Annotated in this window: 22 protein-coding genes; 8 read left to right on the top strand and 14 right to left on the bottom strand. The window is 40.1% G+C overall.

What is annotated here, in order from left to right; all coding sequences use genetic code 11:
- The first annotated feature begins 1 nt into the window (after nucleotide 1).
- Nucleotides 2–1,270 carry an amidohydrolase family protein gene (locus B1C82_RS09275; RefSeq protein ID WP_086447315.1) on the top strand — a complete coding sequence of 423 codons (1,269 nt, stop codon included), beginning with the start codon at nucleotides 2–4 and terminating at the stop codon, nucleotides 1,268–1,270.
- On the opposite strand, the gene B1C82_RS09270 is transcribed toward B1C82_RS09275, so the two are convergent.
- Nucleotides 1,242–1,778 carry a methylated-DNA--[protein]-cysteine S-methyltransferase gene (locus B1C82_RS09270; protein ID WP_086447314.1) on the bottom strand — a complete coding sequence of 179 codons (537 nt, stop codon included), beginning with the start codon at nucleotides 1,776–1,778 and terminating at the stop codon, nucleotides 1,242–1,244. The two genes, B1C82_RS09275 and B1C82_RS09270, sit on opposite strands and share 29 nt — an antisense overlap.
- Nucleotides 1,779–1,952: 174 nt before the next feature.
- On the opposite strand from B1C82_RS09270, the gene B1C82_RS09265 reads away from it, so the two are divergent.
- Nucleotides 1,953–2,747, top strand: coding sequence for an SDR family NAD(P)-dependent oxidoreductase (locus tag B1C82_RS09265; RefSeq protein WP_086447313.1), 795 nt, complete (start codon nucleotides 1,953–1,955; stop codon nucleotides 2,745–2,747).
- Nucleotide 2,748: 1 nt separating this feature from the next.
- Nucleotides 2,749–3,759: an LLM class flavin-dependent oxidoreductase gene (locus B1C82_RS09260; RefSeq protein ID WP_086447312.1), complete on the top strand. Its 1,011-nt coding sequence runs from the start codon at nucleotides 2,749–2,751 to the stop codon at nucleotides 3,757–3,759.
- A 66-nt stretch (nucleotides 3,760–3,825) separates the two neighbouring features.
- Here B1C82_RS09260 and B1C82_RS09255 read toward each other — a convergent pair whose 3' ends face one another.
- The 3 genes from B1C82_RS09255 to B1C82_RS09245 form a co-directional block, all read right to left on the bottom strand.
- Nucleotides 3,826–5,007, bottom strand: coding sequence for an acetyl-CoA C-acetyltransferase (locus B1C82_RS09255; RefSeq protein ID WP_086447311.1), 1,182 nt, complete (start codon nucleotides 5,005–5,007; stop codon nucleotides 3,826–3,828).
- A 95-nt stretch (nucleotides 5,008–5,102) separates the two neighbouring features.
- The gene (locus B1C82_RS09250) at nucleotides 5,103–7,130 is read right to left on the bottom strand and encodes a neutral/alkaline non-lysosomal ceramidase N-terminal domain-containing protein (RefSeq protein ID WP_086447310.1); all 2,028 of its coding nucleotides are present in this window, start codon (nucleotides 7,128–7,130) and stop codon (nucleotides 5,103–5,105) included.
- Nucleotides 7,131–7,187: 57 nt separating this feature from the next.
- Nucleotides 7,188–7,940 (bottom strand): acetoacetate decarboxylase family protein, encoded by a 753-nt coding sequence (locus B1C82_RS09245; protein WP_086447309.1) that lies wholly within the window; start codon nucleotides 7,938–7,940, stop codon nucleotides 7,188–7,190.
- 159 nt (nucleotides 7,941–8,099) lie between these two features.
- On the opposite strand from B1C82_RS09245, the gene B1C82_RS09240 reads away from it, so the two are divergent.
- Together B1C82_RS09240 and B1C82_RS09235 are read left to right on the top strand one after the other, a co-directional pair.
- On the top strand, nucleotides 8,100–8,717 hold the full coding sequence (locus B1C82_RS09240; RefSeq protein WP_086448539.1) for a TetR/AcrR family transcriptional regulator: 618 nt from the start codon (nucleotides 8,100–8,102) through the stop codon (nucleotides 8,715–8,717).
- The gene (locus tag B1C82_RS09235; protein WP_086447308.1) at nucleotides 8,714–9,634 is read left to right on the top strand and encodes an alpha/beta fold hydrolase; all 921 of its coding nucleotides are present in this window, start codon (nucleotides 8,714–8,716) and stop codon (nucleotides 9,632–9,634) included. The genes B1C82_RS09240 and B1C82_RS09235 overlap by 4 nt, the downstream gene beginning before the upstream one ends.
- A gap of 11 nt (nucleotides 9,635–9,645) precedes the next feature.
- On the opposite strand, the gene B1C82_RS09230 is transcribed toward B1C82_RS09235, so the two are convergent.
- From B1C82_RS09230 to B1C82_RS20670, 3 genes are all read right to left on the bottom strand, one after another.
- Nucleotides 9,646–9,981 carry a rhodanese-like domain-containing protein gene (locus B1C82_RS09230; RefSeq protein ID WP_086447307.1) on the bottom strand — a complete coding sequence of 112 codons (336 nt, stop codon included), beginning with the start codon at nucleotides 9,979–9,981 and terminating at the stop codon, nucleotides 9,646–9,648.
- A gap of 25 nt (nucleotides 9,982–10,006) precedes the next feature.
- Nucleotides 10,007–11,947: an ABC-F family ATP-binding cassette domain-containing protein gene (locus B1C82_RS09225; protein ID WP_086447306.1), complete on the bottom strand. Its 1,941-nt coding sequence runs from the start codon at nucleotides 11,945–11,947 to the stop codon at nucleotides 10,007–10,009.
- Between the two features lie 69 nt (nucleotides 11,948–12,016).
- On the bottom strand, nucleotides 12,017–12,181 hold the full coding sequence (locus B1C82_RS20670) for a hypothetical protein (RefSeq protein WP_020769532.1): 165 nt from the start codon (nucleotides 12,179–12,181) through the stop codon (nucleotides 12,017–12,019).
- Between the two features lie 152 nt (nucleotides 12,182–12,333).
- On the opposite strand from B1C82_RS20670, the gene B1C82_RS09220 reads away from it, so the two are divergent.
- On the top strand, nucleotides 12,334–12,780 hold the full coding sequence (locus tag B1C82_RS09220) for a DoxX family protein (protein WP_086448538.1): 447 nt from the start codon (nucleotides 12,334–12,336) through the stop codon (nucleotides 12,778–12,780).
- Between the two features lie 94 nt (nucleotides 12,781–12,874).
- On the opposite strand, the gene B1C82_RS09215 is transcribed toward B1C82_RS09220, so the two are convergent.
- Together B1C82_RS09215 and B1C82_RS09210 are read right to left on the bottom strand one after the other, a co-directional pair.
- Entirely contained in the window at nucleotides 12,875–13,930 is a 1,056-nt protein-coding gene (locus B1C82_RS09215; RefSeq protein WP_086447305.1) for a FecR family protein, read from the bottom strand.
- 160 nt (nucleotides 13,931–14,090) lie between these two features.
- Nucleotides 14,091–14,645, bottom strand: coding sequence for an RNA polymerase sigma factor (locus B1C82_RS09210; protein WP_024863953.1), 555 nt, complete (start codon nucleotides 14,643–14,645; stop codon nucleotides 14,091–14,093).
- A 140-nt stretch (nucleotides 14,646–14,785) separates the two neighbouring features.
- On the opposite strand from B1C82_RS09210, the gene B1C82_RS09205 reads away from it, so the two are divergent.
- A complete protein-coding gene (locus tag B1C82_RS09205) occupies nucleotides 14,786–15,589 on the top strand; it encodes an LA_0442/LA_0875 N-terminal domain-containing protein (protein ID WP_086447304.1) in 804 nt (267 codons plus the stop codon).
- A gap of 40 nt (nucleotides 15,590–15,629) precedes the next feature.
- Here the strand turns inward: B1C82_RS09205 and B1C82_RS09200 are convergent, their stop codons facing one another.
- The 4 genes from B1C82_RS09200 to B1C82_RS09185 all read right to left on the bottom strand — a co-directional run bounded on the left by B1C82_RS09200 (nucleotide 15,630) and on the right by B1C82_RS09185 (nucleotide 21,823).
- Nucleotides 15,630–17,252, bottom strand: a complete 1,623-nt coding sequence (locus B1C82_RS09200) for an autotransporter outer membrane beta-barrel domain-containing protein (RefSeq protein WP_086447303.1) — start codon at nucleotides 17,250–17,252, stop codon at nucleotides 15,630–15,632.
- Between the two features lie 227 nt (nucleotides 17,253–17,479).
- On the bottom strand, nucleotides 17,480–18,481 hold the full coding sequence (locus B1C82_RS09195; RefSeq protein WP_234008251.1) for a DUF1554 domain-containing protein: 1,002 nt from the start codon (nucleotides 18,479–18,481) through the stop codon (nucleotides 17,480–17,482).
- 215 nt (nucleotides 18,482–18,696) lie between these two features.
- Nucleotides 18,697–19,713 carry a DUF1554 domain-containing protein gene (locus B1C82_RS09190; RefSeq protein WP_086447301.1) on the bottom strand — a complete coding sequence of 339 codons (1,017 nt, stop codon included), beginning with the start codon at nucleotides 19,711–19,713 and terminating at the stop codon, nucleotides 18,697–18,699.
- Nucleotides 19,714–19,798: 85 nt separating this feature from the next.
- A complete protein-coding gene (locus tag B1C82_RS09185) occupies nucleotides 19,799–21,823 on the bottom strand; it encodes a hypothetical protein (protein WP_086447300.1) in 2,025 nt (674 codons plus the stop codon).
- A 244-nt stretch (nucleotides 21,824–22,067) separates the two neighbouring features.
- Between B1C82_RS09185 and gpmI the strand changes: the two genes are divergently transcribed.
- Nucleotides 22,068–23,708 (top strand): 2,3-bisphosphoglycerate-independent phosphoglycerate mutase, encoded by a 1,641-nt coding sequence (gene gpmI / locus B1C82_RS09180; RefSeq protein WP_086447299.1) that lies wholly within the window; start codon nucleotides 22,068–22,070, stop codon nucleotides 23,706–23,708.
- A 2-nt stretch (nucleotides 23,709–23,710) separates the two neighbouring features.
- Here the strand turns inward: gpmI and B1C82_RS09175 are convergent, their stop codons facing one another.
- A complete protein-coding gene (locus B1C82_RS09175) occupies nucleotides 23,711–25,252 on the bottom strand; it encodes an Lcl domain-containing protein (RefSeq protein ID WP_086447298.1) in 1,542 nt (513 codons plus the stop codon).
- Nucleotides 25,253–25,391: the final 139 nt, after the last annotated feature.

Below are 25,391 nucleotides of genomic sequence, written 5' to 3'. Positions count from 1 at the left end.
AATGGCTCCTCAAATCCGAAAAATTTCGGGAAAATTCCAAAACTCCAAAGGTTCTTTTATAGGCACAGTGGAGTTGGATCCGAAAACAGGCCTCATACTCTCCATCCAGAAAGATAAAGTATTACAATCTTCTAATGCAGAAGAATTGGCATTTGATCCTGAAAAGATTGTGATCTTTTCAGGATTCGGTGATATTCATGTTCACGCAAGAGAAGACGAATCCGGAAAACATAAATACAAAGAAGATTTTTTATCCGCTGGAAATGCAGCGATCAATGGAGGAGTCATCCATATCGCGGACATGCCCAATAATCCGATCCCGCCTACTGACGATATTACTTATTCTAAAAAGAGGGAACTCGCAGATCATTCGCCTGTTCGGATCACTTTATATGCGGGTATTGGTCCTCATACAAAACCTCTAAAGGCTCATGTCCCATATAAAGCCTTCATGGGTCCTTCTATCGGGGAATTATTCTTTTATTCTAATGAGCAGTTAGAAGAGACAATTCGGCATTATAAAGGGTGTAACGTTAGCTTTCATTGTGAAGACCCTGAAATTTTAGAAAAGAGCCAAAACGAAACATATCATGAGGATAGAAGGCCCGCTATTGCTGAAACTTTGGCTACCGACTTTGCTTTGTATTTGATCGAAAAATATGAACTAGTCGGAAAGTTATGCCATTATTCTACGGAAGAAGGCCTTAAGAAAATCATTGATGCTCGAAAGAGGGGAGTCAAAGTGAAATGTGAAGTAACTCCTACTCATTTATATTTTGATAGAACTATGCTTACGGATGAGAACCGTCATTGGTTTCAAATGAATCCTCCTTTAAGAGGACCAGAAGATAAACATGCTTTGCTCCAAGGTGTCAAAGAAGGTTGGATTGACTACTTAGCGACTGATCATGCTCCTCATTCGATAGAAGAAAAGCTCAAAGGTACATCAGGTATTTCTCAACTGGATACTTATTCTTTATTTGTAACCTGGTTGTATAAGACAGCGGGAATCTCTTTGGAAAAAATTGCAGAGATCTGTGCTGAGAATCCTGGAGATTTTGTAGCAGAGTTTTTGCCCAAGGAATACGGAAAAGGATTCGGAAAGATAGAAGAAGGATACTGCGGCAGTTTTACGGTTATAGATTTTGAAACTCCAACTACATTCAAAAAAGAAGATATAAAAAGTAAGAGTGGCTGGTCTCCTTTCGAAGGTGTGACTTTTCCTGGAAGTATTACTTCTGTCATTCACCTCGGAAAAAAGGTAAAGTAGGGGAATCAGAAAATTTTTGCTCTAACTCCAACAGGAATTTTTTTCTCCAAAGACCACCACCATATCCTGTGAGATCTCCGCTTTTGCCTACGATTCTATGGCATGGGATCAGGATTGCGATTCGATTTTCTCCATTTGCTTTTGCTACTGCTCGGACTGCGTTTTTATCTCCAATCCGGATCGCCTGAGCCTCGTAAGAATTTGTCTTTCCATACAGGACTGAATGTAGAGCTTCCCAAGCTTTCTTTTGGAAGTCAGTGCCTAAGATTACTAGAGGAACATCGAAGTTCTTTCTTTTGCCTTCGAAATATTCCTGAAGCTCTTCTTCTAACTGATGGAAAAACTTATTTTCTCCCGGTTGGATATCCTCGCCGAAAACTTTTTTGAGCCGAGTAAGTTGTAGCTCCAACCGCTCTTTTTCGGCGAATTCCAAAAGGCAGATACCTTCTTCTACGGCACCCGCGAGAAGTATTCCTAAAGGGGATTCGATTTCTTTACTGAGGATCATTTCTTGCCTAAGTATAAAAGATTTTTTGAATTTAGCACAACCCGAAAATTGCTGTAAAATATCTAACTCTAAATTCTAAGATTTAATTAGAAGCCGACCTAAGGTCAAGTCGTAGGCGAAAACCGTTTTTGCCTAGTCTCGCGTTAGATTCGTCTAAGTAATGGAAAACAATACATGGATACCCAACTCAAAGATAAAATCGCATTAGTTACAGGATCAACCGCAGGAATTGGACTCGCAATCGCTACAGGCCTTGCTGCAGAAGGGGCACAGGTCATTATAAACGGAAGGACCAAGGCCAGGGTAGATGAAGCAATCTCTACCATTCAGAAAAAAATACCCAACGCAAATCTTCTCGGCGTAGAAGCAGATTTTTCCAATAAAGAAGAAGTAAACAAAATTGCATCAAAGTTTCCTAATGTAGATATTCTTGTGAATAATGTTGGAATTTTCGAACCAAAAGATTTTATAGATATTCCAGATGAAGATTGGATCCGATTTTTCGAAGTGAATGTTCTGAGTGGGGTTAGACTTTCTAAAGCATATTTACCTTCTATGCTTAAAAAGAATTGGGGAAGGATCTTGTTTATTTCAAGCGAGTCGGGAATACAGATCCCGAATGAAATGATCCATTATGGAGTTACAAAAAGTGCTCAGATCTCTTTAGGCAGGGGAATTGCAGAACTCACAAAAGGAACTAATGTGACTGTAAATTCTATTCTACCCGGACCCACTCGTTCAGAAGGTGTAGAAGGATTTTTAGAAGATCTTGCAAAACAACAAAACGTGTCCACAACAACTGTAGAAAAAGAATTTTTCAAAAATGCAAGACCAACTTCTCTTTTGCAAAGATTCGCAACGGTGGAAGAAGTCGCAAATCTTGCTGTTTATCTTTCTTCTCCACTTTCCTCTGCAACGAATGGTGCTGCACTTAGAGTGGATGGAGGAGTGGTTAAGTCCGCATTCTAGTATGATCCGATTAAGTGTTTTAGATCAGTCTCCAATTCGTAAAGGTGGGACCGCATCCCAAGCGGTCCAAGAGACGATCGAACTTGCGAAACTTACTGATAGGTTGGGTTATCACAGATATTGGGTTTCAGAACATCATAATATTTTGGGACTAGCTGGATCTTCTCCTGAGGTTTTGATCTCTCATCTTGCTGGCGAAACGAAAGGAATTCGTATGGGTTCCGGCGGCATCATGCTTCCGAATCATAGCTCTCTCAAGGTGGCCGAAAATTTCAGGATGCTTGAGACTTTGTTTCCTGGACGAATAGATCTTGGGCTTGGCAGGGCTCCAGGAGGGGATCGACTAACAGCTGCTATATTAAATCCTTCTAACAGTTTTGTCCAAAATGATTTTATCCAACAATTGATGGATTTAAGGGATTTTTTGACGGACAATGCAGAACCTGATTCCATTCAGGAAAAGGTAAAGGCGATTCCCGTTGCAGAGACTTGTCCTGAACTTTGGATCTTAACTTCCAGCGGGGAAAGTGCTTTGATAGCGGCTCATTTTGGAATGGCTCTATCTTTTGCTCAATTTATCAATCCTACCGGAGGATATGCAAGTATCCGGGCCTACAAAGAAAGATTCCAACCTTCAGAATCATTAAAAATTCCACATGCAAGCGTTGGCATATTCGTATTATGCGCGGATACAAAAGAGAAGGCGGAAGAACTACAGGCTGTAATGGATAGGCAACTTTTAAATATTGAAAAAGGAATTAGCGAGGGTATACTTTCATACGAAGAAATTAAACCGTATGTGTATTCGGATATGGAAAGAGTCAGGCTATTGCATAATCGAGGAAGAATGATTGCGGGAACTCCCGATACAGTTAAAAAAAGAATTTTAGATCTGACTGCCGAATATGGGATTGATGAAGTAGTGGTTTCTACGATCACTTTTGATTTTAAAGACAGAGTTCGTTCTTACGAACTTTTGGCAGAAGCTTTCGAATTGGAAAATAGATTATAAAAGCGTAAACTAGGGAAGTGAGAACTGGACTAGGTCCTGCAAACCAGCGGGACCTAGTCTTTTTTATTATGCTTCCGGGTTTTCCAGAATAATAGCGATCCCTTGACCACCACCGATACAAAGAGAAGCGACTCCGTATTTTGCCTTTCTTCTTCTAAGTTCGTAAGCTAAAGTGATGGTTACTCTTGCGCCACTTGCTCCGAGCGGATGTCCGATTGCAACTGCTCCACCATTTACATTTGTGATTTCAGGATTTAAGCCTAATTCTTTTTGAACTGCAAGATACTGAGCTGCAAACGCTTCGTTTACTTCTACAAGGCTCATGTCGGAAAGTTTTAGGCCCGCTTTTTTAAGAGCGATTGGGATTGCTAACGCAGGTCCAATTCCCATTTTTGCAGGATCACATCCTGCATGTCCATATCCTCTAATGATCGCTAAAGGTTTTTTACCAATCTTCTTAGCATAAGAAGAGGAAGTAATAATAGTAGCAGCAGCTCCGTCATTCAGACCAGATGCGTTTCCTGCGGTAACTGTTCCACCTTCTCTAAATGCAGGTCTTAGTCCTGAAAGTTTTTCGATAGAAGCGGCACCTTTGATAAATTCATCTTTTTCTAATGTAACCGGTTTTTTTCCGCCAACAGTTACAGGAAGGATCTCTTCTTTCAGTCTACCCTCTACCGTTGCTTTTTCCGCTCTGGTTTGAGAAATGCCGGCCCATTCGTCTTGCTCAGCTCTGCTGATCTTGTATTGGTCTGCAAGATTTTCTGCAGTGGCACCCATGATGAGCCCAACATATTGGTCAGTTAATCCTTGCTCTAATGAATCTTCGAATTCTGAGGAACCGTATTTAACTCCCCATCTTGCGTTACGCACAACATAAGGCGCATTGCTCATGGATTCGGATCCGCCTGCAAGAACCGCTTCTGATTCTCCCAAATAGATTTTTTTAGCTGCTTGGATGATTGCTTCCATTCCGGAGCCGCAAAGTCTGTTCAGGGTCAAAGCAGGAACTGTGATCGGTAAACCGGTTTTGAGTCCTATATGTCTGGCTAAATAGATAGCTTCTTTACCAGTAGGGACTACGTTTCCGAAAATAGACTCGCCTATATCGGATGGATTGACTCCTGTTCTTTCTAACAGGGATTTAGAAACTAATACTCCTAAATCAACTGCGCTTACATCTTTTAATGTTCCGCCGAAATTTCCGAAAGGGGTGCGGATCCCGTCCAACAATACTGCTTCTTCCATTTTTCCAGTCCTAAAAATATTTAGATTACGCAGCCTATTCGCTGCAAATTAATACGGTGTACTACCATTCCAATTTACGCCGTTTCCGAGTCATACTATTTTAATTCGAATTCGGGGCAATCAATGGAGTATGGGACTTCTTTCCCTTCTTTATTAATATAGAAGGAAGAATGTTTTAGCCTATATACTCCAGGTGCTTCATTCTTATCCGTTTCCCAAACCAATCGGATCTTATCATCGAACAAAGGTAAGAATGATTTTTTATAATAGAATTTAGTGGCCCAGCTGGAATCAGTATAGGTAGTAACCCACTTATCTCCTTCTTTCTTCTCTACATCAAAATAGGATTTTTGTTTTGGATAAGAGATGTTTGGATTTATGGAACTTACTTCACAAGAAACTGATTCTCCTTTTTTCGCAATATTCTCATTTGGAGTTTTGATTTTAGGTTCAAAAGAAGAGATCTTATCTCTATGAGGAATATCCGTGCCAATAACTGTAGAACTCAAGTCTTTTGGGAATGGCCCTTGAACACTCGTTTTGTTTTGTAAAAGATCATTTGCAAGCCTATCGTATTCTTGTCTAAAAAGATCTAAACTAAATGGACCATGAAGTGTATGGCCACCTTCATATTGTTGAGTAGAATACTCTTCTTTAGTAGTGATATATCCCGCGAAATCATTGGTCAGCCCTGAAAGCGCTATGTCTTTGATTTTAGATCCTAAAACTTTTTTGACTGTTTCTTTCATTCTTCTGCTAGACATCGTAGTGACTTCATTAGGCGATACGATTAATGCAAAATCGCCGATTGTAGCGAGTCCCAAAGGCAGAATTTGAGAAAGAGAAGGATCCGGTTTTGTTTCACCCATTGGAAATAGAATTGCTTTAGGCTTTTGACAAACTCTCAATTCGTCGCTTGGGGCTTGTAATAATCTTGCAGCTAACCAATCGATATAAAATTTCCGATCTTCATCCCTCATTCCCTCGTGGAAAAGCCAATGTCCTCCGCCTTCTTCCGTAGAGCCTGCAGCCAGAGCATATCCGTAAGCAGACAAACAAGTTCTTTCGTCTTTTCCAGTTTCTGAAAACTCCTTACGAACAATTGAGTTTGGCATATCTATAAATGACTGAGTATAATTGAGGCCGGAAGGTAATACTCTTAGATTGTCATCATTTAAGATCTTAGAACTTGCAAGATATTGTCTTTCGCCAATGATCTTGGTGCTTTCGAACATATCTTTTCCTGGTCCGGTATTATTCAGATTCAGGTTAGGAGTCACATCTCCTTCGTTTGCTTGTGCAAAGATCGCTATAAAATCTTTTTGTCCTCTTTTTGCAGCTTCCGATTCTGAAAGATAAGATGCGTATCCTTTATTATCAGTAGATACCAAATGATTGTCGAAGGTCATACTTGTAGTATGAACCCCGAACCAATTCACGATCCCGATCACACCTCTTCTGGTATTCACGGAAATTTGGATCATAGTTTTATCAGTATCTGAATTGTACTTATCTCTTTCTGCCTTAGGGTTTGCTTGGTAAGCTACTAAGGAGCGATTCACTCCTGCACCTTCTACAATAGCAGTTCCGATTAGCAGCTGAGCTATTTCTTTTTTGGAATAAGCTTCTTTGATCGCCTGATAAATACCGTTTGTGATTACCGAATAATATTCGGGAAAAAACTTAGTGGTATATATTGAATTTTGAATATAGTGGAAAAATCCTGCAGGAGCGCTATGAGTATGAGAAGCGTTTAAAAGAACGTTCGCTAAATTAAAATTAGGATCTACTTCCTTCTTCAATCTGGCCACTACATCTCTTTGCACCTCATGAGGAACTCCACCTAATTCCGCAGTTACATAAGCCAATACTTTCCCTGTTTTAGGATCTTTGATGACCAACGCTCTTGCGAATTGTCGGAGATGTATACCTTCTCCTTTTTGACCTTCTTGTGCATAACCCCAAAACATGATCCCTGTAGGAGGTCCTGTGATATCCACCTTGGACATTCCTGCCTCGAAATTAAAATCTTTAATCTGAGGTTTGGCAGTTCCAGAAAATACAGATCCGGAAAAAAACAAAAATAAGAAAGGAAGAATAATCGCTAAACGGAATTTCTTCATAGCAGGACTCCTTGCGGATTTTTATAAAGAGTATTTTATTAAATTCGAATATTCAGCTTATTCTACAAGTTCTGCAATAGGGAAGGTAAGATGAAAAGGAGAAGCTCCTATTCCGGTTTTCATTCCTCCACCTTTGATAAAGTCTGGGAAGATAGTTTCATCGGACCAAACAGATTCTATCCTTGCGAATTTTCCCTTACCTGTACCTATAAATGCAGTGCTTAGTTTTGATCCATCTTCTGCTTTTTGTAAAAGAACATAAGGAAGGATAGAAGTGTTAACTGGAAAATTAAAACCTAATGTACGAATCTTAATTTTGAAAAAAGTTTTTCCGTCTCTGGAAACTTCTACATTAGTTACCGAACCTTCTTTTTTCCAAGTAAAGTCTGCTCTCTCTTTTGGGATGGCCCAGTTACGAATTCCTTCGTCTACAGAAGTTTGGCTGGATACAAAAATACGAGTGATCCTTTTGTAATTTGTGTCTCTATATTCAAAATTTCCTGGAATATATAAAAGTTCGTAATAAGGTCCTACATCCGATCTTTCGTAATTCACTAACATCAAAGAACCGAGTCCTCCTTTAAAGGATTTACGATCTTCTTCATCCAAAAATGCCATTTCTGAATTGTAGGACTTCCTACCAAACAGTGGGAACAGGAATCCTTCTCCTGTTAATGACCAAGGAGCTGGGAAATGTCTCTTTGGCGATTGGGCCTTACCTTTCGTGTTTGTGGCTTTTTTAAGTGAATGTTGTGTAGTTTTTGAGGCTTTAGTCTTTGGTTTAACCTTGGAAGAGGCGGTTGCTTTCATTCTAGGGGTCCGTTTCTATCTTTTTTGTATCCTATACTAGGAAAATCCCCAAATTTGAAAAGGAAACTCTTGAACATCCTGCCTATTTTTGGGATAACTGGACAATGGGGACGATATTCGAGCGGTTCTCGGCTTTCGATCGTCCTGAAGGCAAAAATTATGACTGCAGTAGCTGCTCCGCGTCCTAGAAGACGCACTAGAAATAGTTTAAATAAAGAATCCATCGTCCAAGCGGCATTGGATATCTTGAACGAAGAAGGAATTGATGGGCTTTCCATGAGAAGGATCGCCGAGAAACTGGATTGCAGCGTTGCAAGTCCTTATTCTCACTTCAAAAGCCAGCAAGATATTATCAAAATTATCATTTCTCAGGGAGAAGCACAGTTAACCGAAACTTTAAGAGCTTCCAGACTCAATGGTAAAAACGCTTACGAAAAATTAACCCTCATCGCAAGGGCATATTACGATTTTTCGGGGAACAACCAAGAGCTTCATAAGGTAATGTTCAACACGGTTCATGGGCATATGCATCGAAAAGCGTTCCCTAAACTCCCAACCAGTTACCGAGTATTTTTGGAAACTATCCGAGCGGGCGTTAGATCGGGAGAGTTCAAGATTAAGGAAGAAGACTATCCTTCTCTCGCAAGAACAATGTATTCCTGGATGTATGGGATCATTGTTTTGGACATGACTGGAATGTTGAAAAAAAGAGGGATAGGCGATCCTCTAGACGAAGGCTTTCTATTTTTCCGTAAAATTCTTTTAGACAAAGAATGAAAAAGAAATATCTCCTCTCCATAGCGGTAATCGTACTCATCGTACTTACCGCGTTACCGTTTGTACGTTCGAACGAAAAAATCGAATTAAACGAATCAATCCATTCCGGAGTTTCCGGACAATTTGCGAAACTTCCTTTGGGTTGGACTCATTATGAATTGTCCGGACCTGAAAAGGGAAATCTTGTAGTTTTAGTTCATGGATTTTCCACTCCTTATTTTATTTGGGATCCTGTTCAAAAATCACTTACGGATGCAGGTTATAGAGTTTTACGTTTTGATCTTTATGGTAGAGGATACTCCGACAGACCGGATGCAGTCTATAATCTAGACCTGTTCACCACTCAGATTTTCGATCTATTAAACTTTCTGCATGTAAATGCATCTTTTGATATAATGGGACTTTCTATGGGAGGACCTATAGTTGCCCATTATGTTTCTAAACATCCGGATCAAATTAAGAAAGTTGTTTTAGTCGACCCGCTCACCGCAAAAACGAATACTTTCCCTCTTACTGTTCCTTTGATTGGAGAGTATTTAAACTCTGTGGTTTATATTCCTTCCTTACCTAAGGGGATCTCTGCTGACTTTGTGGATCCTTCTAAAGTTCCAAACGGTTGGGTGGAGAAATATGAGACTCAATTAAGCTTCATAGGTTTCGAAAGAGCCATTCTCTCCACGATCCGAAATATCATTTCTTTAGAACCTAAGTCTGAATTTGAAAAGTTAGCCTTAACTAAAAAGCAAGTATTGGTTTTTTGGGGAGATCAGGACCACACAACTCCTTTAGAAAAAGGAAAATATGTGAAAGAACTTCTGAACGCAGAATTTGTTTTGGTAAAAGATGCTGGGCATCTACCTCATATAGAAAAGCCGGATATAGTTCTTCCGGCTATCTCAAAGTTTTTATCTAAGTAGATGATAAATTTTTAATATTTAGCGAGAGAAGGATCCACTTCGTCTGAATACAAGAGGATCCCGCCATCTAAATTAAATACTTTGGAGAAACCTGTAGATTTCAAAACTCCGCAGGCATTCGCTGATCTTGCTCCCGAACGACAATATACTATAATTTCTTTTCCGGAAGATTTCCAAGAATCCAATTCTCCGATACGAGCAGGCAATTCTGAAACTGGGATCAAAAGGTCAGTTCCGTCAATAGTGCTGATCTCTTGTTCGTTAGGGTTACGCACATCCAGAAGGTAAAAATCATCGCTCCCCGATTTTCTGGCATCTAATCTGCTTTTTAATTCTTTCGGATTCATTCGGTCTCCTTTGATGGATAAATTCTTATACTACGGAAGAAAGTTCTTCCATTTCGATTTGCAGTTTTTCCCAGGTTTCGGTCAACTTTGAGATCTCTTTTTTAGTCTCGTTATAAGTGTCTAATTCCATTTGATAACTGCGCTTTTTGTAAAACTCAGGATCTGCGAGAAGTTCCTCAGAGTTGGATTTATTCTTTTCTAATAGAGCGATCTTAGCTTCGATTTGTTCTATTTCTTTTTGGATTTTTTTAACCCGATTTTTATCAGCGTTCTTCTGGGATCTGCTCTTGTTTTCGCTGCCAGCGTTTTCGGCGGGGGCTTTTACAGTAAAGCCGCCTTCCGCTTCCAGTTCTTCCGGCGGGAATTTAAGATAATCCGAAAAGCTGGTATTCAGATCCTTTACTTTCCCGTTAGAAACAGAAACGGTTCTTGTGCATAAGTCCTTTAAAAAATCAGGATCATGAGAGATTACTAAAACAGCTCCAGGATATTCTTGGAGTGCACGTTTTAAATTATCTCTTACTACTAAGTCTAAGTGATTGGTAGGTTCGTCCAAAAACAAAGTATTAGAAGAGAATCTTACTAGTAGTGCTAATCTTAATCTGCTCTGCTCTCCCCCAGAGAGAAGTCCCACTTTTTTGAAAACTCTATCGTCGCTAAAAGAAAAATAGCCCAATAGTTTTCGTGCTTCTACATCCGGAAGATCAGGATACACTGAAAGAATTGTTTCTAAAAGATTTTTTTCAGGGTCCAGGTGTTCATGGTGGTTTTGGGAGAAGTAGCCGATTTTTGTTTTAGGTCCGAATGTAACCGAACCCTCGGTTAATTTATGAATTCCTAAAATATTTCTTAAAAATGTGGATTTACCAGCACCGTTCGGGCCGATGATCGCGATCTTGTCTCCATTAGAAACATGAAGTTCTGCGTTTGAGAAAATATTCTTCCCACCTTTTTCGTAAGCAAAGGAAGCGTTCTCTATTCTAAAGGATAGATTCCCGCAAGGAGTATAGTTGAACCTATATTCTGTTTTGGAATTCCAGAAGGAATCTTCAGGTTCATCTACCTTATCCCTTTTTTCTAATTTTTTAATAACACTTTGGACTTGTTTTGCTTTTGTAGCCTTGGAACGAAAACGTTCTATCCACTCAGTCCTTTTCTTTAAATAAGCCTCTTCTTTTTTGAATTGAAGTCTTAACTTATCTAAAAGTTCGTTTTTGTGTTCGAAATAATCTTCTAATGTTCCTTTAAATTCAAGAACACCGGAAGGATTTAATTCAGCAATTGTATCAGTAGTTGCATTTAAAAACTCTGGATCGTGTGTAACCAGAACGAAAGAACGATTTGTATCCACTAAATATTCTGCAAGCCAAGCCTTAGAAGCGTGATCCAAATGGTTGGTAGGTTCATCCAAAAGAAGAAGGTTCCCAGGATTCAAAATTGCAATTGCGAGTCCAAGTCTATGTTGGTAGCCCGGAGAAAATTCTTTGACCTTCTTCTCCATTTGATCATTAGAAAAACCTAAACCACCGATGATTTTTTTAGCTTGGGCTTCTAATTCATGGACGCCGTAAGTAAATGCATATTCTTCCAAAGAGCTTTGTTCTTCTAATAAAGAAGTAAATTCTGGAGAATCATGATCCGTGCGATCCATTCTAGCATGAATGTTTTCGGCACGTTTTATATATTCATTATAATGTTTATGTTTAGAAAGTGCAGTATCGATCACCCTTGCTTCGAAATTAAAATCAGGGATCTGTTGGAATAAAGAGATCTCCGTATGTTTGGAGCGACTAACCAATCCTTCTTCAGGATTTAGTTCTCCTACGGCCATTTTGAATAGAGTGGATTTGCCAGAACCGTTTGGTCCTACTAAGGCAATCTTGGAGCCTGGTTTGATATGCCAGGAAAAGTTTTCGAAAAGGGTGGAGCTACCGAACCGGTGCTTGATATCGATGAATTGTAGCATGGTTCCTGGGAATCTTGAGGTCCCTCCGCACGAGTCCGCGGAGGGTTTTGTGGGTTTTGAAAGTAGTGCTTACTTCTTATTTGCGAGTTCTTCTTTTCTCGCTTTAAGATGTTGTACGTACTTGCTCGTTTCCCCGTTCATCTTCTCGACTGCGTTCTTTAGAGCTTGGTCAAGCTCCCCGGCGCTCATCTTGTTGATCTTTTTGTTCTTCTTTTCGGCTGTCTCTTCAGACATAGGTACCTTCCGATGCGTTCGTATTGCCAAAATTTATGGAAATACCCCTTTCGACAACCTATTTTGGGCCATAAGCAGGCTTCCGATCCCAGCACGAATAAATTAGAATGGAAATATGTCCGGATTTAGGTTCTATAGGATGCAGATTCGGCATGTTATATAATTTATTCCAAACGAAAGAAGGCCTAGGGCCTGTATTCCTAAGATTGGGTCTTGCTATTTGTATTTTTCCTCATGGAGCCCAAAAAGCATTGGGTTGGTTCGAAGGTGCGGGCTTTTACACTGCCATGGACTATTTTACGAATACACTCGGTGCTCCATATGTTTTAGGGATAATGGTGATAGGTTTTGAATTCATCGGAACGATCTGCTTTGTATTCGGATTTTTGACCAGATTCTGGGCCTTGGGACTTGCGATTACATTAACAGTCGCGGGCTTCACTCATAGAGATTACGGTTTCTTTATGAATTGGTTTGGGGATAAAGGCGGAGAAGGTTTCGAATATCATATACTGGCAGTTTCTGCAGCGATTTCCCTTTTGTACAGAGGAGCTGGGTCCTTCTCCTTTGATAAAAAATTAGGTGAATGGTCTGTATAAGGAATCTACCCTCAAGGTCCAGGCTAGACTATAGGTATAAAAAAACCCGGGAATCAATCCCGGGTCTCATTTAGAAGCTATCTATTAATTTTTCTTAATAGATAATCTTTTCAACCGAGTTCTCATCCAGGATATACGATCCTTTTAGAGTTTGAACGATCAGCTTTCCTTTCTTTTGAGAAACCACAACACCTCTGATATCGCGGCCGTCTTTCATGATAATATGTTCGATACTTTTATCATAAAGTTCTTCCAGCTCTTGCTCGGTCTTAGCAGTCTTTAAATTTTGAGTAGTTGCTAAAACTTCTTTGTCAAGACCGCTCAAGTTCTTACGCATGTCGCCGTATTCAGGGCCTTCTCCCTTAGCACGTTTTTGATCTTCGATCACTATAACTTTCTCGTTTGTGACTATGATCAATCCGCCGGTGATTAATGCTCTTTCGGATTTGTCGTGGATCAAAGGAGTTACTTCGACTGCACCTTCGACCACGAAGACAGAAGATTCTTTATCGGAAGCATTCACTTCAAAAGAAGTTCCTCGGACCGCAGCCACCACAGTAGGAGTATCTACGAAGTAGTTTGCGTTTTTCTTTTCTTTCTCGACTAGGTTCAGGATTTTACCTGACATTAGGGAAATCCTAATTTGAGAAGAGTCCGTTTGTCTTAAACTTTTAAGAATTAACTCAGAGTTTTCCTTTAAGCGGATTACACTTGAATCGGTCAGACCGATATCGATAGATCCACCTTTGCCAGTTACGATTTTATCGCCTTCGCTAAGTATATCACCTAAATGTAATGCGACAGGAGATTCTTTTACGTTCTTTGCATCGCCTTTAACGAAGACGACCGCTGCTTTAAGCAGAGCACCTTCTGCTACAGGTGCGGCTTCTTTTTTGAAAATAGTGAAATAAGTTCCGGCTCCAATTCCTACGAATAAGATTGCTGCCGCAGCTAAGAACCATACTTTATTTTTGGAGCCGCTCAGTTGAACTACATTGTCCTTAGTAGGAGATTGCATGATATTTGCCTCCACAGAGAAGCGAGGAGACATGCCGATCCATTTTGGATCGAAGTCCGGTGCCTTAGAATCCGGTAGAGACTTTTTGAGGAGCTCTGCGAATGTTTGGAATTCAGGGGTCATTCTTTCCATCCTCTTTACCGTTTCCTTAGTTCCGGGCCTTTTGACATTGTCCTGCCCGCTCAGTTGGATCAACAAACTGAAGGTTGGTACCTTGCTCATTTTTTTGAGTAGGGATGGCTTTTTTGACGAAATGAATCAATTGTTCGAAATACATATTTTGGCGAAAATCCTAAGATTTTAGAAAAGAAGAAGGTTGAATGCCTCTCTTCTTTCCTTCTTGTAAAAGCTGCTTTTCGGCTCTTTCTAAAAGCCTAGAGACCCCTGATACGGATAAATCCAATACGGAGGCTATCTCTTCCAATTTACAGCCCTGGGAATAACGTAACTCTATGGCGGTCTTTTGTTCTTCCGGTAAGGCGCTTAATAATTCGCTTATAATCTTTCCGAGGTTTTGGGCTTCCATTTCGTCCAGGACCTGGCTTTCAGGACCCTGACCTTTGGAGCCGAATAAAGAAGAAGTTTCCTCACCAACGAGAGCAACGTTCTTTTGATAATAGGACTTCCCATGGTTAATCATTAGATTCCTGGAGATCCTAAATAATATCATCCTGGAAACTTGCTCATCCGGTAATTCCTTGCCGGAATAATGTTTAAAGAAGTTCAAAAAGGTGTCTTGTAATAGGTCCAAGGCTGTGGATTCATCTTGGACAGAGCGCCGAATAAATGAAAACAAGTGATCCTTATTTTTATTGTATAGTTTTTCGAAAAACAAGGTTTCAGACACGGTAGAATAGAAATTTTTTTCTATCGGTCTTTTTTCAAGTAAATTCGGTTTTTTCTTGTAGAAAGCAATCAGTTTTAAAACGGTTATAGCCAGACAATTTTAGTGTCTGTAATCCTAAACAAAGGGATTTAAGATAAATTATGCCTTATCGTTGGCTTTTTGCAATTTCTTTCCTAATCGTTTCTCACTCCCTTTTTGGCTCTAGCCTAACCTTAAAAAACGGAAAGGTGCTACAAGGGAAAGTGGTAAACCAGACCCGCACGGAAGTTCAGATCGAAGTGGATGGAAAGGTTCTAACCATTCCAAAAACAGAGATTGCGGAATTGAACTTAAAAGATACCCCTAAGCAGGAAGTGAAAAAGGATCCTGTTAAGCCTAAAGATGAGCCCAAAAAAACCGAGGAAGAAGCGGCGGTCCAAAGATGGTACCAAAAGCCTCGCTGGGATTATTCTCTAAGATCTGCAGTTGTTCCGGGTTGGGGTATTTGGAAAGCTGATAAAAAATACAGGGCTTCTGCAACATTTGTAGCAGTTGTAGGGGCAGCTTATCTGGTAGTTAAGGCTCAAAACGATTTTAGTTCTGCTAAAAGCGCTTATGAGGAGAATGCAAGAAATTATTTCATATTTGCATTGAACGATCCAGTCCTTGCTTTACCTGCAAATACTACCCAACGTTTGATTGGAGCTTTCTTGGTGAACAAGGGTGCATTCAACCATTACCAAGGGCTTGCGGAAGAATCCAATAATTACCAATATTTGTTTGGGATTGCTTACGGATTACAGCTTTTCTATTCCTATTATTTAGGAGTAAAAGCAGAGCAAGGGATTGCAGAAGGACCGAGCTCTGGTTTCAGATTTAGCTTCGCGCCTTCTTACCAGCCAATGACCGTTGGAGGCAATGGTTTAGGTTGGAATGGGGAACTCAAATACGAGATCCGCTATTAAGGAAGGGTCTGCCGCTCTTTTATCTTAGAGCGGCATTAATTTATTGAATTACAGTAACCGGGGAATTAATCCCATTTGAATCAGTCGGATAAACGGTAGAAGTCCCACCGATATTACCGCCAAAATCTGGATCAAATAGATATATTGCGTCGCCGGATTCATCTCCTGTACTAATAAAACAAGCAGTAGTTCTGCAGGTGACTGAGGAGCCTAACGTATTCCCAGTTCCAATTTCACCAACGGAATAGTCTGTAGCAGCTCCGGCTGCTCCGGAAGATATTGTAACCGGAAGATCCGAAACCTCGTTATATACTCCCATATCCGCACAGAACAGATCATAAGAAACGAGTAAATTCGTAGAGTTTGCAATTGCAGCGGAAGGGATCATATACTGATCTCCACTACTATTTACAGGATCACATCCATAAGGATTGGTTTCGGTTCTCAGTGTGCTTGCGCTAGTGGCAAAATTTTTAGCACTTTTTAAAGTAGAAGAATTCACGTTTCCAGATCCGTCTGTATTTGTTTGGCTGAAAAATAGCCAGGTATTAGAACCTTGAGTCAGTAGAGAAGGGTAGTCTAAAGACAAAGAGTCTGACCCCGTTGATGCACTATAATTTTTCACAGAAGTAGCGGTTCCGTTTGTGAAGCTATAGGCTGCTAACGAGTTCAATCCGCCCGCATTTTGACGGAATGCTGTATAATATAGGCTGCCGTTCCAGCTTACATCTGCATTATAAAAGTTAGTTACAGTCGAAGAAACAATGGTAGTAGCACTTCCGATTAAAGCACCTGTAGAAGAATTGATCCTTTGGTATTTTGCAGCTCTCGTGGAAGCGGATTCCGTCCAAACCACTGCAAATTCTCCACTTGGATTATAAGCAGCAGAGACTTTTCCGATCATTACGCTTGCTCCAGTATAAATTGGAAACGTAGATCCTACCGCAGTAAGACTTATATTGTAATATTGTCCTTTGATGGCGGTGTCTGAAGACTTCCATACCAGTAGATAGTTAGTCCCGTTCCAAACAAGTTCCGGATCTACGGAGCTAGGTGCTCCTCCGATTGTAACTGAAAGATTTTTAGTTACAACATAAGGAGAAGCAGAATGATTTAACCCGAATAATTTTAACACGGGAACACCAGAATTATTTTTCCAGCCTGCAGCAATTGCTAATTGCCTTTCGCATACGATCGTAGCGGTTCCAGTAGTACCTGCTGTTCCACTTCCATTTGAAGAAATACTGCAAGACTGCCCTTGTGTATAAGAGTCTAATGAGATCGAATAGGAATCCCCGCTAGTAATCTCCGCAGAGAAAGAATAAGAACCGTCCGCAGTCAATGCTAATGTCTGGGTAGTGCTATCTGTCGAATCAGATAAAGTAAGGCTTAAATCATTGGCTGTAACATTTACGTAACCGCTTAAAGAAACGTTTATGGGAGAAGTAGCAGCAGGAGAAGTTCCTCCTGCATTCCCAAGATTACCGAAAACACCAAAGTCACCATCTGAGAGTAGGGCGCCTATTGCAGAAGAACTTGCATCTATACTGATTGCCTTGGCGCTATTGCAACCTTGTGCCTGTAAGAGTGAGAATAGAAAACATCCGTGAATTAAGAGGGAAAATCCATTTATTGCTTTGTTTGAATTCAGGAATCTTTTCATTTGTATTCTCCATTGCGAAGAGAGGAAAATTCAGGTAGTTTTCCCCATGACAAATGTAACAATCGATTTTAAACTCTTTGATTCATTTTCTTTCGAGTGAATAATTTTTTTACTAAAATATTTAGAAATTAGATATAAATCGCAGGTTTGTTCGAAAAAAAATCCCCCATTAATTTGGGGGATTTTCTGAATCTGTCAGATTGGCTTTATTCGTTTAATAAAAAAGGCTATTGTCCTACACAGACAATATTACGTCTTTGAGAGCATAGCGTTGGGATCACGACAGCTGGATCAGTATTTGTCATTTCCGCGATAGAATCCCCATCTACTGCGGTAAGGAGTCCTTGGGTTCCGGTTGCTGTAGCGGAATACCAAGAAGAGAAAGGTGCTCCTGAAGGAGCCAAGCCCGCGCACTGAGTTACTGTAGGTGTATCAGTGGTCCAATCAATGGAGCTGAAACCTGTCCATATTCTGCCGCCAGTCCCGAGAGAATTTGTCCACTGAGCAGCATTTGCAAATCCGATTGTAGTACCAGAACTGAAAGAGTATGCTAACTTCTTACCTCCCTGGCTATAATATTTACGGAAAGAACTAAATACCCAATCAGTAGAAGGGTTTCTAAGATTACCACTTGTGCTATAACTTACTGCAATCATAGCCTTATAACTAACGTCCTTGTTCACACCGTCTGGAATATTTGAGTTACAAATATTATCCGCAACTTCTACCGGCCCGGCAAAACTTGCATTATCAATGCCTTTCTTGGCAAAGTTTCCAGTATAACCAGATCCGTTATTCGTAGCGACAAAGATACATTTATCAGCATCGTTTACTTTTACTTTGAAAGTCTGGGATATGCCGGAGGAGACTTCTACTGCGACAAGATCATAATAGTTATTTAAACAGTTCTCATCTTCCTGCGAATTAATCTGAAAGCCGCTTTTATAATCGAAGTTTGAATTTTGAGGATCGGGTCCGAAATCCACGGTAAGATAATTCTGATATCCTCCTTGGTCCGGATTATAATCCGTTGCGAAGGTTATATTATCATTTTTATAAAATTTGAATTGGACAGTACTTCCGTCACTAGGAGGGTTTTGAATTGCAAACATAATATCCGCAGCATCATTTTCATCTACGGAAAGAGTAGTTTCTCCCTCGTTTAAAAGGGGTTCTATCGGATACGGAGGCAGGGTACCGAACAAATTCCAAAAGATGGAAGGATCCATAGTAATAGCACCGGCTAGACTGGGCTTACTTCCATCTAGGGCGGTGGATTCCGCGTTATTACACTTGGAAGTCCATAAAGTAAGACATAATAAAATGAAAGCTGTCCTTAACGATTTAGATCCTTTCATATTCGCACCCGCCCCGGTCTCAGAGGATTATACCCCTTAAAGTAAGAAAACAGTCGGGCAGGAAAAAAATTGAACGATTTTTTGGTTTAATCCGGGGAATAAACGCAAATAAACGGAAGGGCCAGAGCAGAATCGCAGCTGGAAAGTGTCATATAGGCTGCATCCCCCGCAACCACGCTCGAAGTTCCAAGTGTTCCGCTGGTGGAATTGTCCGAATTTGTCCAGCTTTCAGAGCCATTGAGACAGGTATTACTATCGAATCTTCCCCAACCTGAATGCATTCCGGTCCAGTATTGTCCAGAATCGACCAATGGATTATCAAAGTCGGAACTTGGAGGCCAAACTCCATTGATGGAAAAAACTTTTACCCAGGTCCCATCCCCTTTTTTACGAACATATCTTTTATTTGCACGGAAGAGGGATGTAGAAGACAAGGATTCTCCTGGATTTCTATCTCCACGACTCGCAGAAATAGCACCGACCATGGCTTTATAATCAGCGGAATTTCTCGGAAGACCTTTTGCGCCTGCTAAGTTTCTACAATGATTATCCATTGCACTTAGTCCGCCAAGTTGAGCCAAAGTTTTGGCAGAAGATTCAAAAATACAATAATCTCCGTCTTTTACAGATACATTATATACGAAAGCTTCTCCTGTAGAATCTTTAGAAATTTTGACACTGAACTTATTTGCAGCATTATCTAAACAGTTATCATCATCAGCTTCTAAAGAAAAACCGACTGAATATGAGCCTGTATTTGCAGGAAGAGTGAATGTATTGTATCCAATAAAATGAGGCTCATACACCATAGTATAACTTTCGATCGTCATAGTAAAGTTTTCGTCCACACTACTTGTTTTGGAAAAGTTTAGATCTATGAAGGTATCTCCAGCATCATACATTATATTCGAAGAAAGTTGTGGAAGACCTTCTGGAACTACCTCAGCTCCTATGATATTCGGTATAACAACATTCAAAAGAACTCCGGCAGCACTGCTGCTGCCGTCTAAATTGATCGGGTTTGCCTGATTGCAAAAAGAGAAAAAGGATAATAACGATACGATCGGGATAAGTCTGAAAGGGATCTTTGGATTCGAATTCATAGTTCCGGGTCGGGTAATTTTCTTCTTACAAATCACAAACCAAATTGCGAGTTTTTGCTCACTTTTTTTGGGAAAAGAGATTTTTTTAAGGTTTATCTACTTTCCTTAATTTATCAATTTCTTTACGGAAAGATTCATATGGATCGTCCGATTCTACCCTTCCTTTTTGAGGAGTTGTTTTATCCACAGAAGATTTGTGAGATGCAAACCATTCATCCACATGTTTAATCACTTTGGAGATCCTAATTCGGGTATCTTCCTCTTCGGCGGTTCTAACTTTATTTTGTAGGACCTCCATCCTTTCCGCTAGGATTCTATGTAATTCTCTGGCTTTGTTTCTGAAGGATTCGTTTGCGGGATAACAAAGGAGCTGGTCCATTTTTTCCTTTCCTTTTTCCCAAGGAATGAAAACGAAATTTTCTCGATCCAAGATTTGATAATATAGATCCGCAGCGAATTCTTCTACATTTCCTTGTATTTCGGAAGCGGTTGGTGGAATACTACGTTTAAAATAGAATTCATCCATAGCAGAAGAAATTTTGGATTTCTGCTCAGCAGAGCGGATTTTTTCTTCTTCTTTGATCTTTTCCTGGATCTTTGCTTGTTCTTCTTTTTTGGAATTTTCGTGATTTCTGGCTTTGAGCTGGTTTTGCTGACCTTTGATCTTTTCTTTTGCTTGGGCGAAGAATACGTCTTGGAATATTCTTCCTATTCCTAACAAATCCAGTATGGTGTAATACCAAGGGAAATAATCTAAATAACCTTTTCTTAATACTTTTCCATAAGCTTTAACTAGATCAGGTTCTCTGAATATGGATTTGATTTGAGGTTCGTTGGACTCGACAAGTTGTCTAATACAGAGAATTTTCCAAGTTTCTACGCTTGTAGCAGCACCTAAACTTAAAATAATCTGTCTGACACTATTTGCATTCTTATGAAAGAAAGCATGTATAGTGGTTGTCTTGGTTTCCCAGGTCGAATAACCGATCTCTAAATCGTCTATCAACATTCTCTTTAATTCTTCAGGATAAGATTTAAATTCTTTGTCAGGAACTAATAGGACCTTTTTCTCCCATGAACCTGATTCGGAGAGAAGATTTCTTTTGATATCATGGAACCTATTTCTATCTCTTTCCGCAGATTGTTTATGAAGCTCCTTTTCTGCGATTTCAGAAAGGCTGCGAATCAAAACAACACTTAACATTCCGGGAGTTCCCGGGCTTGGATTACCGGGTAAGGCTTTTGCGAAAGCTTCGGCCCTTTCAGTTTTAAATTTTGTAGTCTCAGGATTAGAAGTATTAGAATAATATAATTTCTCTTCCATGGCGATCTTTTGGAATTCGTCCATCAGAATGTGGCGTAATTGTTTTGTTCCTTTAGATTGGATAAAATCGTCCACATTATCCATGATCTGGACTGCTTCTTTGGAATTTTTGATTCCGAATAATCCATAACCAGGAACGTCTATTACTCTTCCTTTTTTATGAAGGTCGTCCTCTAATTCGAACAAAAAGTCCTTAACATATTCTGGATTTGCTGGAATTCTAAAATGTTCATTATGAAATGCTTGTCTTAAATATAAAAACAATTGAGGAAAGGGTGCTTCTTTCCTGGCCCCCCATTCTAGATCCGATTCCAAATTTTCCCAAAGTAGGGTTTTGCTTGTTTCTGCTTTTCTATCTAGATAATTTAAGAGGGAAGAAACGGAATAATCTAATAGTTCCAGATAGATTCTACTTAAATCTAAAGATTCTGGTTCCGGAAAAGCGGCGTAACAGGGAAGTGCTTCCGGTTGTTTTTCCGCACTATCACTTATCAAATATGCAAGTTGAGAAACGGTTCCGTCTTCCAGTAGGCGTTTTAAATGAAGATCAATATCTTTAGGACCTAACTCTCCCACTTCGGGGACTTTATGATGAGGTTCGAATAATTGTCTTTTTTTTACGTTCTTAAAAGATGTCGATGCCGAAATCGCTTTGTAGACGGAGTGAGTTATTTTATCGTTCATGTAGTAACTCACTACTTCATTTAACTTCTTAACTTTTAAGAAATTAGGAACGGCTACATTGCCAGTATTCGGGTCTAAGGGTTTGGGTCCTTTTGCGTTCATCTTTTTCTATACATAATTAAATATTAAAAATTTAGCATATAGTTGCGGAGAAGCAACAGCTTAAGGATATGAACATCCCTGCGGATATTCAAAACCATCATATAATGCATTCTAAACGCTTCCACCGAAAAACCTAAATCCTCCTTCTTTTTCTATAAAACCTGTAATAAACCGAAGGACGTATGCCGAAGGCCCTACATGAATCCTCTTGACGAAGCATGGGGAAGAGCTTTCCTGGAACAGAATGCAACTGAAGAAAAAAACTCCCTTCTCACCTAAAAAGCTATTATTCGTAATTTTAGACGGCGTAGGTTATACTCCTAAAGGACCCGAATTTGGGAACGCTATCGCAGGTGCCAATCTTCCATTTCTAAATAAACTTTGGAAAGAATCTCCTACAATACTATTGAAAGCACATGGAACCGCAGTTGGTATGCCTTCCGACGAGGATATGGGAAATTCAGAAGTTGGTCATAATGTTTTAGGCTGCGGGCGTATTTTTGATCAGGGTGCTAAACTGGTCAATAACTCTATCGCCGAAGGACTGTTATTCGAAGGAAAAGCTTGGAAAGAAATAGTAGAAAATACTAAAACCAAAAATTCCACACTTCATCTTATCGGTTTATTTTCTGACGGAAATGTTCATGCACATATCGATCATACAAAATCTTTAATACAAGCTGCGGTAGGGGAGAAGGTCCCAAGGATCAGATTGCATATTCTCCTAGACGGAAGGGACGTGCCAGAAAAGTCCGCTTTAGATTACTTAAATCCTTTCGAAGAATGGCTGACTTCGCTCCGATCGAAAGGTGCTGACGTAAAGATCGCATCCGGTGGAGGAAGAATGACGATCACTATGGACCGATATGAAGCTGATTGGTCCATGGTAGAAAGAGGATGGAAGATCCATGTTCATGGAGAAGGTAGAACCTTTCCTGATGCAAAAACTGCAATCGAAACATTTAGAAAAGAAGATCCTGCAGTAATCGATCAATATCTTCCCAGTTTTGTGGTAGAAGAATCAGGAAATCCGGTGGGAAAAATTCTAAACGGAGACTCAGTCGTATTTACGAATTTCAGAGGCGACAGAGCAATCGAGATCTCCCAAGCATTTACTCAGAAAAGTTTCGACAAATTCGATAGAGGAAATTTTCCGGATGTATGTTATGCAGGAATGATGCAATACGACGGTGATTTACAATTGCCTGAACGTTTTTTAGTAAGTCCGCCAGCAATTGATCGTACTTTGGGTGAATATATGGCTAAATCAGGGATTAACCAATATGCGTTATCCGAAACACAGAAATATGGGCATGTTACTTTTTTTTGGAATGGAAATCGTTCCGGTAAGTTTGATTCCAAGAGCGAAGAATATAAGGAAATTCCTTCGGATGTGATTCCATTCGATCAAACTCCTGAAATGAAAGCCCAAGCGATTACCGCCGAGTTGGAAAAAGTTTTAGGAGAGAATCATTCGGACTTCTATAGGATCAATTTTCCGAATGGAGATATGGTCGGTCATACTGGAAATTACCAGGCTACAGTCAAAGCTATGGAATTCTTGGATGGATGTATGGGCCGTCTCGCAGAAGCATGCAGAAAAAATAATGTGATTCTATTAGTGAGTGCAGATCACGGAAACGCGGATGAAATGTACCAACTGGATAAAAAAGGAAATGTGGAGAAGGATAAGGAAGGCAAACCCGTTCCAAAAACTTCTCATACTTTAAATCCTGTTCCTTTCAGTGTTTTAGATCCTGAAAATAAGATTCAATTAAGAACGGATCTGCAAAACCCTGGGCTTGCGAACGTAGCGGCTACAATCTTGGATATTATGGGATATGAAACTCCAGAAGGATATCATCCTAGTTTAGTGGCGAGATAAGATCAGTCACTTACGCAGTGTAGCGCATAACTTAAACTTTTATCGAACTGGTTTAAGATGCCATACGTGAATACTACGGTTCTTGCAAATCGATCCATTGGAGAACCTGTAATACCTCTGGATGCTGTCCAAGTTGCAGGAGAAACCGGATTCGGAAATGCGGTAGTATTTATGTATGGATCGGCGCTTCCTTCCACCAAAGAATATAATTCTTCAGCTCTAGGAAGTCTCCAGTTTTCACGATCTGCGTATCCTATTCCAGGACCATGAATATAATTTAAGTAAGCGCATCCGTCTAATGCGTCGGCCCAAGTAGTATTTGTGGGAGAGCCGGTAGCACATCCAGGTCCCATTCTTCCTTCCCAGCAAGTTTTCCAAACTAAACCTGTAGAAGTATCTGTAGTGGTAATATCTGCAGTATAGGTTCCGTGTGCTGTTGGTCCTGAATATACTTGGGCTCCCGTTATCGTAGCACCGGTTGTGGTGGTAAAGGTGGCTTGTTGCGAAACTCCATTTCCTGCTAAGTCTTGTAAAGAGCTTGAAGGGATGGTCCAACGAATTTGAGAATCTTCCGGAAAATAAGTCCAACTGATCGTAATGACTAAAGTTTGAGAATCCTGCCAATCGAATATCGTATTATTATTTGGAATCGTTACCCAAGAAGTTCCATCATAAATTTCTGTTGTCATAGACATTGCGGCCGTTGTATCCATCGGTTCCGCGAAATTTAAACTAATCGATCCGGGAGAAAGTGCCACTCCGGTAGCACCGTCGTTTGGATTAGTAGCCGAGATAGTAGGAGTCACAGTATCCACTGCGACATCTGCAGTATCAACTAATGATACATTCCCCGCTTTATCTCTTACGACATATTTAAAGGTAGTAGTAGAATTTGCTGGAACATTGATTGGAGTAGAATATTGAGTTCCTACATTTATAGTTCCTGTTACTCCGTCGATATCAGGAGTAGAAGTGTCAGTAACATAGGAGATCTTATCGCAGCCTGCTCCACCGGTATCCGAGCAAATAATAGAAACATTTTGAGAAGAATTGTAAGCCCCGGCTCCTGGATTGGTGCTTGCAGTAGGATATGTATCATCCCGAACGATCCTAAAAATTCCAGACCCGGTTGCATCTTCTACTGGATCAGTAACGCAGACTCTAATATAACTTGTTCCAAAAGGAAGGAGGCTCGCATTGATTGAAGCTAGATTGTCTGTGTTTGCGGTTGCAGTCCCTGTGATTAAACTTGACCCGCTTGTACAAGAACCGGCATCTATTCGAACATCATAAGGTCCGTCAGTATCTGATCTCCAAGTAAGATCAGAAAACGTGATTGCTCCTGAATTATTGCTTACGAATTTTGAGCTAAGGCTTCCGCTAATGGCAGGCCCAGGGAGACAAACATCTAATTCTCCCAAGATACAGCGAACAAAAGTGGTTTCCCACCAGGCGTCTGAAAATGGAATAGCTGGGTTATGCACTTCTATTGGTTTGCATAACATTCCGAATCCGACTAAAAATACTAGAAAGCGAGTCCGCATATTGCTATCTTGACAGGAGTTTTATAAAACAAAGGACGATTTTATCCTTCGATCTATTTCTGTCCCAAGTAAATAAGTTTTTAACACTTATTATCTATCTTATCTGAGATAAACCTCCGACAAAAAAACTTGCTCCATC

The sequence above is a fragment of the Leptospira venezuelensis genome (assembly GCF_002150035.1).
In the GTDB taxonomy this organism is placed as follows: Bacteria; Spirochaetota; Leptospiria; order Leptospirales; family Leptospiraceae; genus Leptospira_B; species Leptospira_B venezuelensis.
The sequence above is the reverse complement of the archived record's forward strand: the minus strand, read 5'-3'. Positions and strand labels throughout refer to the sequence as shown.